We start from the raw sequence: 17,108 nt of genomic DNA, 5'->3' as shown, positions 1-17,108 counted from the left end.
CCGAGCTTGAAGACCATCTCGACCATGATGATGAAAGGCGGCAGCGGGAAAACGACGCTGACCCGTATCCTCGCCTCGGCCGCCCTCGCCCGCGGCATGAAGGTCCATATCTTTGACGTCGACACCGACCCACAGGCGCTCGGCTGGGAGGCCAGCTTCAACCGCGCCTCTTGGGGCAAGATCGACAAACCCGCCTGGCGCCACGATCAGCTAACCATCAGTGGCGCGGTCGCGGACATGGACGAGATCTACGACGGCTACGACCGTATGGAAGCCGAGGGCTATGATCTCGTGCTGATCGACACACGCCCGGGCGCCAATGCCGACACCGAAGATCTGATCCTTGCCACCGATCTCGTGCTGATCCCAACGCGGCCTGAGCAGTCGGACTACTCGGTCGCCGAGCGAACGCTCGAGTGGTTCGAGGATATCCTGCAGACTGTCACACCAGACTCTCCCATCCCGGCGCTGCGCACGGTGCTGACCGCGGTACCAAGCAAGATGATCTCGGTGCTGACCGGGGATCTCGACATCGTCAGCTTGACCCCGCGCGATCGCGACGCCTTGCAGGCGGTCATGGACATGCCGCATGCGCTGACCGTAATCCCCAATTCGAAATACTGGCGCGAGATCGCGGCATGGGGTCCGCTCGGCGTGGCCGCTGAGGCGGCGAACTCCCAGCCCGCCGGGCGGCTGCAGGGCGGCGCCATGATGGACATCCTAGCCGGCGGCGACGCGCTGCTCGACGAGCTCCTTGCTGTCATCGACGTCAGGGAGGCAGCAGAGTGAGCGACGCCCCCAAGCCAGAGAAGCGCAAGAGGTCCCGTGTCGTGCGCACGTCCCACGCGCTGCCAAATGCCGCCGAGCATGCAAAGGCGAGCAGCCGGCTCGCAGGGGCCACGGCCCGCTACGCGGGCCGCTCCACTTCCGAGCCGCACGAGCCGAGGATCGAGCCCGACGCAGTCGCCCCCGAACTGGCCCCGGCTGACGAAGAGAGCCCCGCGACCTCAAAGCGGCCGCAGCAGACGCGACGGGCGCAGCCGAAGGCCGCAGCGCGGCGGGCCTCAGCGGCGGTGGAGGCCGGGGCGCCAGCCAAGAGGAACGTGCGTGGCTTCGTGGTCTGGCTGCCGGATGACATAGCGCGACTGGAGGCTTTGGCGGTCCGGCTTGGCACCAGCGCTGATTATCTCGAAAAGGCGCTTATGAAGCAGGCGCGCAAGAGATACCTGAATCTCGATCACGCAAGCGCACTGCGCGAAAGCAAGGGGCTCAAGACGCATCTCAACCTGACACGGACCGACGGCAGCGGCGGGCTTTTCGTGAATGCCTATTCCAACCCCGATATTGTGCGCGCCCTGCGCGCGGACATTGGCGATCCGCTGGATCTCATCGCCGATGCACGGATCATCGGCGCGCTGTTCCGGCTCTACGGTCTCGACGCGCTCGCCTTCCACGAGGGGCAGGCGGCGGGATAAGCGTCGCCGCAGGATGCTGGGCCTGGTGCCACCTCAGTCACACGGGCCGGTCAGAACCTTGCCCACGTTCCAGGTCACCGCGTCATGCGCGCTGACTACGGCAAATTCTGTGCTCGATCCAAGGATAGCGACCAGCGTCGCCCACACATCGGGATCAACCTTCGCCTGCGCCACGCGGCCGTCTTCGAGTTGGAAGGCCGCCTGCTCGCCGGTTTGTGCCAGCACCACGATTCGTGCCGGCGCGCGCTCCTGCGGCAGGCTGACCGCGAAAGACCCATTCGGCTCCGGGCCGAACACACGATCCGGATCGCAGACGAGCTGCAGCCTTGCGCCGGGGTCCTCGAGTTCATGCACCGGCAATCCGCGCTGGAGGCTGTGAGACCAGGTCACATCCGAGATCACCAGCGGCGCCGAGTCCACGGCGGTCTTCTGCTGCGCCTGCGCAATGAGCGGCATCAGCGCAGAGACGATGAATGCGCCGAATGATGAAACTCGCATGAAACACTCCTTTCGAGCACAAGGCATACTTTCATTACGCTAGGGTATCCCATCCGGAATGGAAACCGAGCTGCTCAGGCAAAGCAGCATGGACCGGGCTAAGGGGCGCAGCCCCTCGCGCAGTCAACAGAAATAGCCAGGGCCGTGTCCTCGGCCGACGGCCTGCGGGCCGCACCACCCCAATCGATTTCTGCTGCCCTTGCTACCCCCGGCCTCGCCGGCGGGCAGGCCGGATAGCACGCTATCCGGCTTCAACTATTTGGAACAAGAACCATGTCGGCAAAGAAACTCTATGCCTTCCCGATCTCCAAAGTGTTTCATCTCGACCTAGCAGGAGAAGAACACTTCCTCGGACTGAGATTTCGGTGGAACACGGGAGAAACAGAAATCGCCTGGGACCAGCCTGGCACCTTCAAAATGGCCCTGATCTTCGAAGAGCCGATCCCTGCCCCATCGTCCCCGGGCCGGGCCTAGGCCCGGCCCGCGCGGGTTGGCCTCGGCGGCGCAGACGCTGAGACCAACCCGCAAAAATTTGACGGGCCCCGCATAAGCGAGGCCCGATCATCAGTTCCAAGGTGAGAGACGCCTTAGGCGGCCTGCTCGGCGGCACTTCGCCCAGCCTCTCCCAAGATGAAATCGACGGCCTTCTGGGCCTCCGATGCGGCGCGAAAGATTGCGCGATTGTCGCCCTTCATTGCAATAAGCCACCCTTCAACATAGCTTGCGCTCTGATCAAACTCCGGCTCCACGCCAATCTTCACCCCAAGCATGCAGGCGCCGATTTCGGCCACCAGTTCCTCGAAAGCATAGGCCGTTCGGTTGGAGAACCGCTTGAACCTGTCGAGGCGTTGTTCGGCGCCAGTCCAATGGCACAGTTCATGACCAAGGGTGCCATAAAACGTCCGCGCGCTGAGAAATGTTTCGATCGGTGGCATGTGGATGTGATCGGTGCGAAGGTCATAGTAAGCCTGCGGCTCCGGGCCTGAGTGGATAACCGCACCGGTTCGGGCGAAAAATGCCTCAAGCTCCGGATCGGCACTTGTTCCGAGATCGCGCGGCTGCTCCGGGCGGGTGTAGAACGTATCCGGCAGGCCGTCGATCTGGTCGGCGTTGAACACACGGTAGGCTCGGCAGTAAGGAACCTTCTTTTCCTCGCCCTCTTCGGTTTCCCGCTCGATGGTGCCGAACTTCACAACCGTTGCCGATTTCTCTCCCTTGCGCACCTGCGCGCCAAGCTCCTGCGCCTGTCGGTAGGTCATCCAGCCCTCCGAAGCGTAGCCTTTGCTCGCGGCGGTGGCCCAGAGCATCAGCACGTTGATGCCGCGATAGTCCTCGCCATTGAAGCGAGCCGGCATCTGCACGCCGCCCGCGCCACCGGTCCACGGCTTGCGCCAAGGCGGTGTGCCTGCCTCGATCTGAGCAATAATCTCATCTGTGACGTGCTGATAAACGTCGAATTTCGCCTTTGCCATTTGTGGCCTCCTTCGTGGTGGAGACGGTGGGGCCGGGTAGCCCGCCTTCCGCCGATGGGCTGCGCCTCGGCCAATCTGTCCGACCGAAAACGCATGTTTTCGGCGGAACAGAGTGGGAGAGTACGTATGTCTTTCGTCATCATCTCGCCCCGCCGTTGCGCCTTTGGTTGGTTGATCCCGTTCCCCAACTGGAAAATCGGGAGCGATTTGGAGGTCCGACGGTGAAGCCGTCTGCTCCTGCAAATCTGCCACGTGGCGAACGCGGGAGGGGGCGAGGCAACTCAATTGGACAGGAGTGGTGCGGCCCGCAGCGAAGCGAGGACACGGTCATGTCTAATTGAGTTGCCCGAGGGGGAGGGCTGCGCCCTCACCCTGACGCAGATCTGCGGCGTTCGGCTTGTCCGAACCCCAGTCTGCAATGAAAGCAGTGCGGCTCCGTAGGGGCCGGGCAGTAGTCTGTCCTTACCAGTCCTTCGGACGTGTATGCGTCGTGGAAGAGCTCGGTGGTTATGCGGACACCAAGAAAGGAATTGTTAGATGCGAGAGAAGCTGTTTGTCGGGCTGGATGTTCACAAGCGCAACATCTCCGTAGGCGTAGCAGAGGAAGGGCGAACTGGCGAAGTCAGGTTTCTGGGGGATATCGAAAACTCGCCGATTGCCATAAACGGGCTTCTGAAGAAGCTGGCCAAGCAAGATCGGCAGATCGAGTTTTGCTATGAAGCTGGGCCTTGTGGCTATGGGATTTATCGGCAAATCATCGCAGCAGGTCATGATTGCTGCGTTATTGCACCCACGAAGATCGCAATTGCACCAGGGGAACGCGTAAAGACAGACCGGCGGGACGCACAACGTCTTGCCGTGCTGCACAGAGCAGGAGAACTCACACCGGTCTGGGTTCCGGATCTGAAACACGAAGCAATGCGCGATCTCATTCGGGCTCGGATGGATGCGGTACGCCAAGTCACCACGGCGCGCCATCAACTCTCGGCGTTCTTGCTCAGACATGGACGTGTGTACGCGCCAAATCGGAAGCCCTGGACCAAAATCCACAGCCGATGGCTGGGAAGCCAGAACTTTGACGAACCCGCACAACAGATCGTGTTCCAGGACTACGTGCAGGCGGTTTGGAACGCCGTTGAACGGCGAGACAACATGGTGCGGCGTATTGAAGAACTTACGCCGGACTGGTCGCTAAGAGACTTCGTGTATGCGCTGCGCTGCTTTCGCGGCTTAGACCTCGTGTCAGCAGCAACACTTGCTGCCAGTGTGGGCGATGTCACGCGCTTCGACACGTCCCGACAGCTCATGGGGTATCTAGGGCTCACGCCTTCGGAATATTCCAGTGGCGGATCGGTTCGACGTGGAGGCATCACAAAGACCGGAAACCGAGAAGCGCGACGTATGCTGGTTGAGGCCGCGTGGAGCTATCGCTTTCCAGCAAAAGTTGCACAACATAAGGCACGCATTTTGGAAGCGCAGCCGAAACCGGTTCGTGATCTCGCGTGGAAAGCGCAAGAGCGGCTTTGCAAGAGGTATCGCACCCTGGAAGCGCGCGGTAAGAAATCAACCATCATAGCGGTAGCGATTGCCCGAGAACTGGCTGGCTTCGTTTGGGCTGTGGGGCACGAGATGCGGCCACTCTCTGAGTAGGTCCGCGGGTCAGGCGAAGGTGGGAGACAGGTTGGGCAACTCTCGTTCCGCCCTCTGGGCCGGATCTGCCGACGCCCGCGCGAGAGTACCGAGAAAGGCCCGCGACGAACAACGTTCATGCGGTTCCAATCCGCGAATGCAAGATTGATACACCGTCGCTACATGCGTGGACCATTCTAGCCTGACCCAATCATTCTATCGGCAGACATATCTCAGCGTTAACGGCGGAGCTATTTGCCATGCGCAAAAGATGTTGACGAAAGACATGCAAGGGCGAAGCCCGACCCACGGGCCTGACACGGACAGTCAAAGGATCGGAGACGGGGAAGGTGCGGCCCGCAGCGCACCGCGCGAGGACACGGCCCCGTCAGAGACGACGCCAAGGGCGGCGCTTGTCTTTTGACTTTCCGAGGCAGGTCTGTTGGGCGGACAGCAAACAGGATCATGCCAGGGGTGGGGTGAGCGGGCGCAGCCCGTTGAACCCCACTCCTGTCCTTCGGACCCATGCGAGGCGCGCGCCCCGCGCGACTCTCTCCTGATCAATCCGCCAGAGCTTTCCAGCCCGCGTCCGGCCAAGGGGACGGGCGGGCCTTGCAGGCGGCGAGCTGAACGCGCACCCATATCGCGAAGGATGGCGAGCCGACTTGTGGGAAGGTCTGGCTTGATGCCCGGCGCCGTCAAGCGGTCTCTGGACAGCGGTGGAAAGCTGCTTCTGGAAGGCAGATCAAAACACTACGCCCGATTATTAGGCGGGCCAGGCCTGAGCCTACGCAAGAAGGCCCGTCACCGCATCTATCCACGGGGCTACCCCCTGCAGCTGGGGGGAAGTCCTAGCACACCGCGCGATCATGCCGATTGTGCTTTGCTGACGTTCGCCGCAGGTTTTACAAATTGGTCAAGCGCGGACCTTGCCTCCGTTCGCTGCATTTGCGCGCGTCTCGCCTTCCGAAATCACTCCAGGCCTCCGACTTGATCTCCACCGGCATCGTGGTTTCGAAAGACGAGACCACGCGCGCACTCCGAAGTCTTACCACAGGACGCTATGAACCGGCTTGTCCTTGCTCACGACGGATCGTGATCACGCCGCTCGCGACAATGATCGCCGCGCCGAAAATCATGATCGCGTCCGGGCTCTCGCGCCAGATGAGCCATCCGAAAAGCGTGGCCCAGAGCAGGCCGGTGTAGTCCAACGGCGCCACGATGACCGCCGGGGCGAGGCGGAAGGCCTGGGTCATCATGGTCATCCCCGCAGTGCCGAACAAGGCGACCCCCGCGAAAAGCCAGAGGTCGCCGGCCCGGAGCGGGACCCAGACGAAAGGCACAATCAGCGCACTCAGCAGCGCCCCCGTCCCAGTCAGATACACGAGCAGCGTCCAAACGCTCTCGCGCCGGTCGACCCAGCGGGCACTGAGCATCAGAAGCGCGTAGACAAGTGCCGTCGCCACGGGCAGCAGCGAGATCAGCTGAAATGCCGCGCCGCCGGGGCGGATGATCACGAGAACCCCGAGGAAACCCGCCAGCACGGCAAGCCAGCGCCGCCACCCAACGTCCTCCCCCAGGAACAGGGCCGAGATCACGGTGATGAAGACGGGGGCGACGAAGATCAGCGCCGTCGCCTCGGCCAGAGGGAGATAGATGAAGCTCGTGAAGAACATCATCGTTGCACCGACCCAGAGCCCACCGCGAAGCAAATGCGCGGCAGGCCGATGCGAGCGCAGGGCCGCGCGCCCGCCCATGAAAAGCGCGATGCCCACGGTGAACGGCAGAGCGATCACATTTCGCAGGAAAAGGATCTGGAGGGGCGAATACCCGGAGGTCAGGATCTTCGCTATCGCGTCGTTGGCGCTCAGGCAGGCCACCCCGACACACATCAGAAGAGTGCCCTGGAGTTGTGGCCTCAGCGCGCGGGACGGCATGGTGTTCACGTGATCTCCTCAGAGCGGTTCCTGCCTCCGACGAAACCCCTGGCGGTGGGCATCTCCTCTCGACCGCTCGGCCGGACATCTGCGCCGAACGGTACATTCTCGACGGGCATGGTATGCTATATTACGGGGATCTCATTGCTTTATTGCCTATAAATTCGGCATAAAGAGCATAGTTTATTCACAGTATAGCGAAACTAGGATAGACCCATGCACGAGATTGACGAGGCTGACCGCCGTATTCTGCGCGTCATGCAGGCGGACGGATCGCTTTCGGTCACGGAAATCGCCGAGCGGATCGGCCTGTCCCAGTCGCCCTGCTCACGGCGCATTGCCCGGCTGACGGAAAACGGCATCATTCTTGGAAAGACGATTATCCTCGACCGCAAGAAACTTGGCTTCAATGCCATCATCCTCGTGCGCATCAAGCTCTCGTCTCACGGGCGCAAGTCGTTCGAACAGTTTCAGCAGGCCGTATTGCGCATTCCTGAGGTACAGGTGGTTCAGCTGATGCTCGGCGACTACGACTTCAACGTGCGCGTTGTGGTCCGCGACATGGATCACTTCCATGCCCTCTTGCAGGACCAACTCGTTCTGCTTCCAGGAGTTCAGGAGCTCCAGAGTTCCGTGCTCCTTGATGAGCTGAAATACACGACGCAGCTTCCACTTTAGGCAGCGCAGGGGCGAAATCTGGGTGGCCGTTGGATCGTCAGAAAGGGCTCCCAGTCAGCTGCCGCTGTACCGCGCGCGGACAGCAGCCTCAAATACCGGTGAGCGCGCGTCGCCGTGCCACCCCCGGCGGTGGAATGGACGACAGACCGTGGCGCCAGAAATTCTCGCCTCGGGGCGCGTGCTTCAATCCGAGATGACACCCCGGGTGACCATGGCATGGGACATGCGATGCGGTGCTCCTGCAAATGGTCGGTGCGATCATGCCCCGATGCGAAAGTAACGGCAGGCGGGATTATCCCGCTGACACATCAGCCTCTAAATCTTGTGTTTAGGGCTTCATGATTTGAGGTAGGGGCCAACATTGATCGGCCATGCCTCATAGACCCGTCAAGCGCGCCCCCGACAACATCACCTTCGCCGAGGTCGAGAAGATCGCCTCGGATGAAGCCGCCTGCCTGGCGATCTTCGAGCGCCTGCGCTTCCCCGACGGTCTCTACTGCACTGCATGCGGCGCATCCGAAGTCGCTGGGCGACGTTTTACGCGCCACCTCTCACGGCCCGGTCTATTCACCTGCGGCGCGTGCCGCCACCAGTTCACGCTCACGTCAGGCACGGCGATGCATCGCACTCGGCTCTCGCTCGGCCAGTGGCTTCGTGCCATCTGGTTGATCGTCGCCTCGTCAAAGGGCATGTCGGCCCGCAAGCTCTCCGAGATGCTCGGCGTCACCTACAAGGTCGCCTGGCATCTCGGCCATCGCATCCGGGCGATGATGGCTGACCATAGCATCGTTCTCTCAGGTATCGTGGAGATGGACGAGATCTACGCAGGCGCGCCGCCGCGCAAGAAGCATGGCGGCGGTCCGAGCGACGAGAAGCCCGGGCGCGGTCCACGTCGCCCGCTGGTGCTCACGATGGCAGAGCGCGGCGGCCCGGTCGCCTTCCAGCGCATCACCAGCCATTCAATCGCTGTCATCCGCGGTGCTTCGCATCACCGGATCTCCGGCGATGCCGTCGTCTCGACGGACGCGCTACCGGCTTACCGCAAGGCGGTGTCCGGTCGGGCACACATGGCGGTCAAGCACTCCGCCGCCGAGTTCGTCCGGCGCGATGCCGGAGGTCCCGGCGTCGATGCGCACACGAATACAGCCGAGGCGGTTCATGCCGAGATCCGGCGCGCCGTCATCGGCGTGTGGCACTGGATCTCGCCAAAGCATCTCGATCGCTATCTTGATGAAATCTCCTGGCGGCACAATCGAAGGGATATCGGCCACCTGCGGCGCATCGCAGCGGTTCTGCTCGCGGCTGGCCGACCGCTACCGGTTCGTGCTCTCATTGACGGAGACGCCGCATAAATGGTTTCGGTTGCGATGCTTTTGGCCAATATTACTTGCATGAAGCGCTGCGACCATCTCCCGCTGCTGGAGGCTAACCCAGGCAAGATCCGGGCATTGCGCGAAGTGCTGCGCGCCTTCCGTCGCGCCGCGCCGGACGTGGCTGCCGACCAATGGCAGCGGTTCTTCGAAACTGGTCGCTTCAACAAGATGGTTTCCGCCAAGGAAGAGGCGCACTCCGCGCGCCTGTTCCGGGCGAAGGCGATCATCGGGTCGCAGCGGATGCAGATGCTGCGCTACCAGGTGGTCGGCCAGCTGGAGAGCTTCATCGAGAACCGAGCGAACGACTTTCGCGATGCGGTCATGGCATCGTCGATCGACGACGGCACCCGTCATCATCTCCTGGTCGTGAACAAGCTTCACGCATGGTTCCGACGCGAGCCGGTGGTAATGAAGAAGACCGGCGAGGAGATCCCGGACGACGTCCGGCACCTCGCGCGACGGATCATGCACGGCGTGCTGGCGCGCCACCGGCGGCCGCGGTTCCGCCGCCTGAACCCATGGATCGACCAGCGGCAGGCGACGCTCGGTCCCGCCGATAAGGCGACCCACGCGCCGCTCTGGGTTGGTATCCGCGGGATGGCCTTCGAGATTGGCAAGAACGGCCGGCCAAAGAAATCCCAAGTCACCATCAAGGTGCCGCTGAAGTCCTACGCATTCTTCGAGGAACGCGGCGGGACGGTCGCGAAGACCGTCCAGATCATTGAACGCGGTGCCGACCACGGCTGCCCCGGTGAGATTGTCATCGGTGTCATCACCGACATGGAAGAAGTCTTCGCGAAAAGCCAGGCGGCCTACCAGCCGCTGAGAGAGGAACTGACGCTCGATCTCGGTCTCGCCACGATGTTCGCCACGCCTGATGGAGACCTTCTCGGACGCGCTTGGCGCGAGCAGCTCGAACGGCATGACCGGCGCATCTCCGGCCTGGCACGCGCGCTCCAAAAGCAGGGCATCCGCCCCAACCAGTCGAAGCGCTATCGCGCCCGAGTCGCTGCCTTCCGCGGCTTCCTCAAGACCGAGATCGGCCGGGTGCTGAACCGGCTCATCTTGATGAAGCGTCCTGCACACGTGGTCATCGAGCGCCTCGACTTCACCGCCCCTGGCCTCTCGCGCCGCCTCAACCGCATCCTCGCGCGGATGGGGCATGGCGTGATCGAAGCAAAGCTCAACGACCTCGCCGAGCGCTACGGGATTACTTGGGAAGAGGTGAACCCGGCCTACTCGAGCCAGACATGCTCGAATGAGCACTGCGGCTATGTCGCGAAGAACAACCGTAAGGCGCAGGCGGACTTCGTCTGCGGCGCCTGCGGGCACAAGATCCATGCCGACGTGAACGCGGCGCGCAATCTGGAAAGCGGACGTTCCGCCTTCGATCGGGCTGCGCGCCTCACCAAGCAGGAAAGCCTCCGGCTGACGGTTCACCGTCACTTGGAGCGCCTCAAGACCCGGGGCTGGGTGGCTTCGGACCGTGCGGCGATCGTGTCCAATCCCAACTACCGGAATGCCCTCGATAGACTGAAGGCAGAGACACCCCTCACCGCGGCGGACAAGATCCAGAGACCTTCTGCACCGGATCAGGCGGCCGTCAGGCCACCACAAGATCTGGTAGCTGATGTGTCAGCGGGATAATCACCACGGCAGGACCACTCACGCGCCGAGCGGCCACCATCTGGGGCCGATGTAGCCCTCCGAGCTGTTGGCCAGTTCCTGGACCGAGTAGGTGCCCAGGCCACGGTCGCCATAGGCCGAGAACACGTTGTCCATGTTGATCCGCGCCATCACGTAGAAGTCGGCATACTGATCGCAGAGGCGCTGGTGGAATGTCTGCCAATGCGCCTTCGTGTCGAAATATTCGACCGCGTCCATGGCCAGCGCGTGACAGTGCAGGATGTGCAGGCCCGCGGAGTCGGGCAGAGGGATCGTCATGTTGCGGCGGTGGACGTGACAGGCGGTGGCATAGCGGAAGAAGGACCGCATGCGCCTCCGTATCGAGAAGCTGTAGTCTTTTCCTTGCCAGTTGAGTGGCTTGAGAGGCATATGTCGGCCTTCCGGTCCCGCATGTGGTCAGCGGAAATTCGCCTAACGCTCTCTCTTTTGCAACATTTTCATACACTTCCGGCGCGATTGCGACTTAATTGCACGGCTCCGCCCGCCACTGGAGAGAAGGCTCCTGCACCCGGCCCGGTTGCAAGCAGCCGGAACGGGGCCGGAGAGAGACACCGGGCCGACGCCCCCGGGTCCGCTCGGGCCCCCGGGACGCCGGCCACGACAGGTCAGCTGAAGAGGAAGTCCGAGGCGTCGAGCTCGGCCGCGGCGACCCCCTCGAGCAGGATCTCGTGGCCCATCACCGAGATCCGCGCGCCGCCGGAGACGTCGGCGATGTCGAGCATGTCGAAGCTCACGCCGCCCAGCCGGATCAGGTCGCTGCCGTTCTCGAAGTCGGTGATGACGTCGCGCTCGCCGTTGACCAGCGTGTTGAAGACGAAGAGATCCGCGCCCTCGGAGCCGGTGAGCGTGTCGTTGCCGGTGCCGCCGTTCAGCGTGTCGTTGTCGCCGCCGCCGATCATCAGGTCGTCGCCGGCACCGCCGCCGAGGAAGTCGTTGCCGGACTCGCCCTGCAGCGTGTCGTTGCCGTTGCCGGCGCCAAGCGCGTCGTGGCCGGCGCCGCCCTGCAGCAGGTCCTGACCCTCGCCGCCGCCGAGGAAGTCGTTGCCGGTGCCGCCGTCGACTGTGTCGTTGCCGTAGCTGCCCGCCAGCGTGTCGTCGCCGTCGTTGCCCAGCACGGTATCGTTGCCCCAGCCGCCCGAGGCGGCGTCCTGGTCGGCGCCGGCGTCGATGTAGTCGTCGTCGTTGCCGCCGCCGATCACGTCGTTGCCGCTGTTGCCGTAGAGGCTGTCGTTGCCGTCGCTGCCGCCGATGGAGTCGTTGCCGAGACCGCCCTCGGCGTAGTCGTCGCCCTCGTGCAGCGCGATGTTGTCGTGGTTGTTGCCACCGTAGACCACGTCGTTGCCGGCCCGGCCGAGCAGCGAGTCGTTGCCCTGGCCGCCGTAGATCGTGTCGCTGCCCTCGAGCCCGTCGAGGAAGTCGTTGCCGAGGTAGCCGTAGAGCGCGTCGGGGCCGCTCTCGCCGGTCAGGATGTCGTTGCCGTCGGTGCCGGTGACGGTGCTCGGCGTGCCCACGAGATCGGCCGCCTCGAGGCTGCCGTCAAGGAAGGCGAAGGTCTCGACGCCCTCGACGTAGTCGGTCTCGGCGCCGATCCCGACGAGGAAGCCGCTGCCGCTGACGGTGATCGTCGCGGCCGACTGCTGCACGTCCCAGACCGCGCGGTCGTTGCCGGTGCCGCCGATCAGCGTGTCGTTGCCCGCCCCGCCCGTGAGCGTGTCGTTGCCGGCGCCCGCGTCGAGCAGGTTGTCGGCATCATTGCCGGTGAGCGCGTCGTTGCCCGCGCCGGTGAAGAGATCCTCGATCACCGTGCCGGGCATGATGAGGAGGTTGCCGGTGTAGCCCTCGAGGTTCGAGGCCTGCCCGCCCACCAGGGTGATCCGCTGCGCCACGTTCGAGGGGCTGACGTCGATCGTGTCGTGGCCGCCGTGATCGTAGATCGTCATGGCCAGCGCCCCGGAGGCGACATCCGCGCCCGGCCCGCCGTCGTAGAGCGCGGCGAAGAGCGTGCCGAGCAGCCCGTCGACCGTGCTGCCCGCGCCCCAGACCGTGTCGCCCGCGGTCTCGGTCGAGGCGCCGTAGAGCGCCTGCGCGGCGAGGATGTCGACGGTCATCGGGGTGACGAGCTCGGCGTAGCTGGCGGTGACCGTGGGGTTGGCGGTCTGCCAGATGTAGGACATCACCGAGAGCTGCCAGCTGTCGTTGGTGAAGATCGCGTCGTCGTAGCTGGTGCCGCCGCCGTCGTAGGGGCCCATGTGGCCGAGCCCCAGCGCGTGGCCGATCTCGTGGATGTAGGTCTGCAGGCCGTAGTCGCCGATCCGCGTGCCCTCGTTGGCGATCCAGCCGGTCGAGATGTTGACCTCCGCCGACTGGGTGTTGCCGCCCGAGGTGATGTAGGTCGAAAACGCCCCGCCCAGATCGTCGCGGAAGGTGATGTCGGCCCCGGAGGAGACCTGGACGAAGTCGAGGTCGGCCACCATCTCCCAGGCGCCGAGCGCCCAGAGCGCGAGCTGCTGCCCCTCGGCGGTGAGACCGGAGACGTCGTAGGTGATCTGGTTGCTTCCGGAGGTGTCGAAGGAGCTGGCGTAGCCGCCGGTGGCGGCCCAGTAGCCACTGACGAGATAGTCGCGCATCTCGGCCAGGGAGCCGGTCAGCGTGGGTGCCGCGAGGGCGGTTCCCGCCCCGGTTGAATTGATCGTTCCTGCGTGGGTCGACATGTCTGTATCTGCTCCGGCTGCCTCGGGTCCCGCGCACAGGGCGGCAGGCCACGTCCTACATTGTTATGGGTTGTTTCTTCCTGAACACGCATGGCAACTCAATGGCCCGGTCGCACGAAGCGCGCCCAGCGTGACCGGAAACCTGCAGTTTTCCGCGGCCTCCGGAGCCCCGCGGACAAGCCGCTTGCGCGACGGCGGGGATGTGTTCTAGGAACGCACGGATTGACGCGGCTTCTGCGAAGGGGCCCTTGTTCTTCGTGGAAGAAGTGACCGCCTGATGCCGTTTTCCGTGCGCGTCGTGCTTGCCGTTTACCGGCCCGACCCCGATCATTTCGAAACCCAGATCCGCTCGCTGGCCGCCCAGACCCACCCTCCCGAACGCGTCTACCTCGTCATCGCCGACCGCAGCTCGGGTCCGCTTGCCGAACGGCTCGCCGGGGCCGCCGGGCTGGCGTGCGCGCTGGTCGAGCCCGACAGCGATCTCGACGCGGTGCGCGCCTTCGAGGCCGGGCTCGCGGCGGCGCTCGAGGACGCGGACGACGACACGCTGATCGCCGCCTGCGACCAGGACGACCTGTGGCATCCCGACCGGCTCGCCGCCGGGATCGAGGCGCTGGAGAAGACAGGCGCCGACATGGTCCATTCCGACGCGCGGCTGGTCGACGGCACCGGCGCGGTGATCCACGAGTCGATGTTCCGCTTCGAGCGGCGCCGCAAGGATCCCGGCCTGCGCGGGCTGCTCTACCGCAACAACATCACCGGCATGACCCTGCTGATGCGGGCCCGGGTGGGCCGCATCGCCCTGCCCTTCCCGGCCCAGAGCGGCGTGCATTTCTACCACGACCTGTGGTTCGGGCTGATCGCCGCCGCCCTCGGCGGGGTGACGCTGGTGGACCGGCCGCTGGTCGATTACCGCCAGCACGGCGGCAACGTCGTGGGCGCGGTCGACCGGGGCGGCCGCTGGCGGCTGCCGCGCTGGCGCAAGCTCGACGAGGTCTGGATGCGCCGCGAGGCGGCAAGCTACGCGCTGGCGCGCTACCTCGCCCATGCGCTCTATCACCGGATGATCGAGGCGGTGGCCGACGGTCGCCTGAAGGAAGGCCAGGCCACGCTGTCACCGTTGCGCCCCTTCCTGCGCCGCTACCGCGGCGGCGGGCGCATCTTCCTCGATGCGCTGGGGCTGGCGGCGCGCCTGCACGGGCAGCTGGCCCGCATCGCGCTCGGCTTCTCGGTGGTGGCGCTCGGCCGCAACGTCTGGATCCTGCGCGAGGCGCTGGGACCGGGCCGGAACGAGGCGCTCGACCGCTTCGACACGCGGCTCTACAGCCTGTCGCCGGGAATGCCGCCGGCGGCCCCGAACCTGCCCGAGGACCGCGACCCCGGCGCCCCCGACCCGCGCGAGCAGGAACCCGCGCCGTTCCAGCTCTATACCGACCAGCGCAAGGAGCCGTCGTGGACGCCGGAGTTCACCGCCGACGGCCCGGCGGTCAACGTGCTGATCCCGACGCTGAACCCGACCGAGATCTTCGCCGGCATCGTCACCGCGCTGGACATCGGCCTGGGGCTGGCGGAACGCGGGCTGAACGTGCGCTTCATCGCCACCGACCTGCCGGTCTCGGCCTTCTCGACCTCGCGCGCCTTCGTGAAACGGCGGCTGACGGAGCAGGCGGTCGCGGCGGGGGCCGCGGACCGCATCGAGCTCTACTGCGGGGTGACCGGCAGCACGGTGCCATCGCATAGGGACGATCTCTTCATCGCCACCGCCTGGTGGAGCGCCCATGTCGCCGACAAGCTGATCCGCCGCCACGGCTACACCCACACCCGTTTCAGCTACCTGATCCAGGATTTCGAGCCCAACTTCTACGCCTGGGGCCCCGAGTTCGCTGACGCCTGGGCGAGCTACGAGCTGGACTTCCGGCCGGTGTTCAACACCACGTTGATCCGCGACTACGTGGCGGCCCAGGGCTTCGGGTTCGCCCATGCCCCCGACGCGCTGGCCTTCCATCCCGCCATCGACATCTCGCGCTACGCCGCCGGCACCCGGCCCGACCGGGGCGGCAAGCCACGGCGGCTGGCGCTCTACGGGCGCCCCGAGGTGCCGCGCAACATGTATGCCACCGCCATCGAGGCGGTGGCGCGGTTCACCAACTCGCTCGACCTCACCCCCGACGACATCGAGATCGTCTCGGTCGGGCTGCGCCACGGTCCCGTGGCGGTCTACGAGAAGAACGTGGTGCGCAGTCTCGGCAAGCTCGCCTGGGAGGATTACCCGGGCTTCCTGCTCGACTGCGACCTCGGGCTCTCGCTGATGTATTCGCCCCACCCCAGCCACCCGCCGATCGAGATGGCGGCATCGGGCATGCGGGTGGTCACCAACCACTTCGGGCCGAAGGACCTGAGCACGCTCAGCCCGGCGATCCTGTCCACCGAGGCCACCGGCCCGGCGGTGGCCGAGGCGCTGGAGCGGGCCTGGACGATGCCGCCGGTCACCCCGGCCGAGCGGCGGATCGACCTTGGCCAGCTTGGCCTTTCTCCCGACGCCATGGTAGAGCAGCTTGCCCGCGCGTTGCGCCGCGAGCTGGAAGCCGAAAGCTGACAACGCATGACACGACGTATCCTCCTTCACATCGGCTCGCCGAAATGCGGCTCGACCTACCTGCAGCAGGTGATGCTGAAGAACGACCGGCTGCTGGCCGCCAACGGCGTGCGCTACCCGCATGACGGCAGCCGCCACCCGGGCAACGCCGCCGAGATCGACAAGCTCAGCGCCGCGCAGCTCGAAGGGTTCTTCAAGGACGACACGCACACGGTGATCCTCAGCCACGAGGATCTCTTCGCCGTTGCCGGGCGCGGCAAGACGCTCGCCGATCTGGCCGGGCAGGCCGGGATCGAGGTGCAGGTGCTGGCCTTCCTGCGGCCCTTCAGCGAGTTCATCTTCGGCGACTACTCGCAGTTCATGAAGCAGCATTTCGACGTCTGGCTGAAGAACCGCAAACCCTACGGCGGGCGCGGCTTCGAGCAGTTCGCGGTCGACCGCTGCCGCAACCTCAGCCCGGTGGGCTACTTCAAGGCGTGGAACCGGCTGTTCCCCGAACCCGGGCTGATCCTCGCCAGTCACCGCGACATCCGCAAGGTGATCGAGGCGGAGATCGGCGCGCTCGAGGGCATGGTCTGGGAGGTGCCGCGCGACAGCACCAACCCCTCGCTGCGCATGGAGGACTGCGACCGGCTCGCCGCCGGGCTCGCCGATCCCGACGCGCCGGCCGGCGCCCTGCGCGAGGCCTTCCGGCAGGCCTTCACCCTCACCGGCGAGCCCGACGCCGGCAAGACGGCCGAGCGCCGCGCCTGGATCGAGGCGCTCTTCGCCCGCCAGAACGAGGAACTGCTGAAGGAATTCGGCTTCGACAACCGGATTCCGACGTCCTAACAATACTGCAAGAGGCGCGTGGACCCGGTTCGCCGCTCTGGGACAATCAGGAGAGACCGAATGAAGGTTGCCGTTGCGGGCCTTGGCTACGTTGGCCTATCGAACGCCGTTCTGCTGGCGCAGAACAACCCGGTCACCGCTGTCGATATCTCGACGGAGCGCGTATCTCTGGTCAATGACCGCAAGTGCCCGATCGTCGATGCCGAGCTCGAGGATTTCCTC

Annotated in this window: 13 protein-coding genes and 1 pseudogene; 9 read left to right on the top strand and 5 right to left on the bottom strand. The window is 64.8% G+C overall.

Annotated features, from left to right (window positions below; translation table 11 throughout):
- Window positions 1–6: 6 nt before the first annotated feature.
- Both D6860_RS15515 and D6860_RS15510 read left to right on the top strand, forming a co-directional pair.
- Window positions 7–789, top strand: a complete 783-nt coding sequence (locus D6860_RS15515; RefSeq protein WP_076625961.1) for a ParA family protein — start codon at window positions 7–9, stop codon at window positions 787–789.
- Window positions 786–1,475, top strand: coding sequence for a hypothetical protein (locus tag D6860_RS15510; protein ID WP_128549250.1), 690 nt, complete (start codon window positions 786–788; stop codon window positions 1,473–1,475). Before D6860_RS15515 ends, D6860_RS15510 begins: the two co-directional genes overlap by 4 nt.
- Window positions 1,476–1,508: 33 nt before the next feature.
- On the opposite strand, the gene D6860_RS15505 is transcribed toward D6860_RS15510, so the two are convergent.
- Together D6860_RS15505 and D6860_RS15500 are read right to left on the bottom strand one after the other, a co-directional pair.
- Window positions 1,509–1,973 (bottom strand): hypothetical protein, encoded by a 465-nt coding sequence (locus tag D6860_RS15505; protein ID WP_076625963.1) that lies wholly within the window; start codon window positions 1,971–1,973, stop codon window positions 1,509–1,511.
- A 587-nt stretch (window positions 1,974–2,560) separates the two neighbouring features.
- Entirely contained in the window at window positions 2,561–3,445 is an 885-nt protein-coding gene (locus D6860_RS15500) for an ArdC family protein (RefSeq protein WP_076625964.1), read from the bottom strand.
- Between the two features lie 537 nt (window positions 3,446–3,982).
- On the opposite strand from D6860_RS15500, the gene D6860_RS15495 reads away from it, so the two are divergent.
- Window positions 3,983–5,095 (top strand): IS110 family RNA-guided transposase, encoded by a 1,113-nt coding sequence (locus D6860_RS15495; protein ID WP_076625965.1) that lies wholly within the window; start codon window positions 3,983–3,985, stop codon window positions 5,093–5,095.
- A gap of 1,040 nt (window positions 5,096–6,135) precedes the next feature.
- Here the strand turns inward: D6860_RS15495 and D6860_RS15490 are convergent.
- Entirely contained in the window at window positions 6,136–7,011 is an 876-nt protein-coding gene (locus tag D6860_RS15490; RefSeq protein WP_076626009.1) for a DMT family transporter, read from the bottom strand.
- A gap of 216 nt (window positions 7,012–7,227) precedes the next feature.
- Between D6860_RS15490 and D6860_RS15485 the strand changes: the two genes are divergently transcribed.
- The 3 genes from D6860_RS15485 to D6860_RS15475 all read left to right on the top strand — a co-directional run bounded on the left by D6860_RS15485 (window position 7,228) and on the right by D6860_RS15475 (window position 10,709).
- On the top strand, window positions 7,228–7,689 hold the full coding sequence (locus tag D6860_RS15485; RefSeq protein ID WP_076625966.1) for an Lrp/AsnC family transcriptional regulator: 462 nt from the start codon (window positions 7,228–7,230) through the stop codon (window positions 7,687–7,689).
- Window positions 7,690–8,060: 371 nt separating this feature from the next.
- Window positions 8,061–9,041, top strand: coding sequence for an IS1595 family transposase (locus D6860_RS15480; protein WP_076625967.1), 981 nt, complete (start codon window positions 8,061–8,063; stop codon window positions 9,039–9,041).
- Entirely contained in the window at window positions 9,042–10,709 is a 1,668-nt protein-coding gene (locus tag D6860_RS15475) for a zinc ribbon domain-containing protein (RefSeq protein ID WP_083698004.1), read from the top strand.
- Window positions 10,710–10,727: 18 nt separating this feature from the next.
- Here the strand turns inward: D6860_RS15475 and D6860_RS15470 are convergent, their stop codons facing one another.
- Both D6860_RS15470 and D6860_RS15465 read right to left on the bottom strand, forming a co-directional pair.
- The gene (locus D6860_RS15470) at window positions 10,728–11,057 is read right to left on the bottom strand and encodes a hypothetical protein (RefSeq protein ID WP_076625969.1); all 330 of its coding nucleotides are present in this window, start codon (window positions 11,055–11,057) and stop codon (window positions 10,728–10,730) included.
- Window positions 11,058–11,353: 296 nt separating this feature from the next.
- Complete coding sequence (locus tag D6860_RS15465; protein ID WP_083698005.1) at window positions 11,354–13,459, bottom strand: M10 family metallopeptidase; 2,106 nt, start codon at window positions 13,457–13,459, stop codon at window positions 11,354–11,356.
- A gap of 277 nt (window positions 13,460–13,736) precedes the next feature.
- Between D6860_RS15465 and D6860_RS15460 the strand changes: the two genes are divergently transcribed.
- From D6860_RS15460 to D6860_RS15450, 3 genes and pseudogenes are all read left to right on the top strand, one after another.
- Window positions 13,737–16,055, top strand: coding sequence for a rhamnosyltransferase WsaF family glycosyltransferase (locus D6860_RS15460; RefSeq protein WP_083698006.1), 2,319 nt, complete (start codon window positions 13,737–13,739; stop codon window positions 16,053–16,055).
- Window positions 16,056–16,061: 6 nt separating this feature from the next.
- The gene (locus tag D6860_RS15455; RefSeq protein WP_076625971.1) at window positions 16,062–16,886 is read left to right on the top strand and encodes a hypothetical protein; all 825 of its coding nucleotides are present in this window, start codon (window positions 16,062–16,064) and stop codon (window positions 16,884–16,886) included.
- A gap of 60 nt (window positions 16,887–16,946) precedes the next feature.
- Window positions 16,947–17,108: pseudogene (locus D6860_RS15450) on the top strand (UDP-glucose 6-dehydrogenase); the annotation flags it as partial.

Source organism: Salipiger sp. D13 (assembly GCF_003703915.1).
Classification (GTDB): Bacteria; Pseudomonadota; Alphaproteobacteria; order Rhodobacterales; family Rhodobacteraceae; genus Salipiger; species Salipiger profundus.
Note: the sequence above shows the minus strand (reverse complement) of the source record. Positions and strands in the feature narration are given on the sequence as shown.

Excerpts from the sequence above, each read along its gene's own strand:
- D6860_RS15505 (WP_076625963.1), bottom strand. The coding sequence starts at position 1,973 with ATGCGAGTTTCATCATTCGGCGCATTCATCGTCTCTGCGCTGATGCCG.
- D6860_RS15500 (WP_076625964.1), bottom strand. The coding sequence starts at position 3,445 with ATGGCAAAGGCGAAATTCGACGTTTATCAGCACGTCACAGATGAGATT.
- D6860_RS15495 (WP_076625965.1), top strand. The coding sequence starts at position 3,983 with ATGCGAGAGAAGCTGTTTGTCGGGCTGGATGTTCACAAGCGCAACATC.
- D6860_RS15490 (WP_076626009.1), bottom strand. The coding sequence starts at position 7,011 with ATGCCGTCCCGCGCGCTGAGGCCACAACTCCAGGGCACTCTTCTGATG.
- D6860_RS15485 (WP_076625966.1), top strand. The coding sequence starts at position 7,228 with ATGCACGAGATTGACGAGGCTGACCGCCGTATTCTGCGCGTCATGCAG.
- D6860_RS15480 (WP_076625967.1), top strand. The coding sequence starts at position 8,061 with ATGCCTCATAGACCCGTCAAGCGCGCCCCCGACAACATCACCTTCGCC.
- D6860_RS15475 (WP_083698004.1), top strand. The coding sequence starts at position 9,042 with ATGGTTTCGGTTGCGATGCTTTTGGCCAATATTACTTGCATGAAGCGC.
- D6860_RS15470 (WP_076625969.1), bottom strand. The coding sequence starts at position 11,057 with ATGCGGTCCTTCTTCCGCTATGCCACCGCCTGTCACGTCCACCGCCGC.
- D6860_RS15465 (WP_083698005.1), bottom strand. The coding sequence starts at position 13,459 with ATGTCGACCCACGCAGGAACGATCAATTCAACCGGGGCGGGAACCGCC.
- D6860_RS15460 (WP_083698006.1), top strand. The coding sequence starts at position 13,737 with ATGCCGTTTTCCGTGCGCGTCGTGCTTGCCGTTTACCGGCCCGACCCC.
- D6860_RS15455 (WP_076625971.1), top strand. The coding sequence starts at position 16,062 with ATGACACGACGTATCCTCCTTCACATCGGCTCGCCGAAATGCGGCTCG.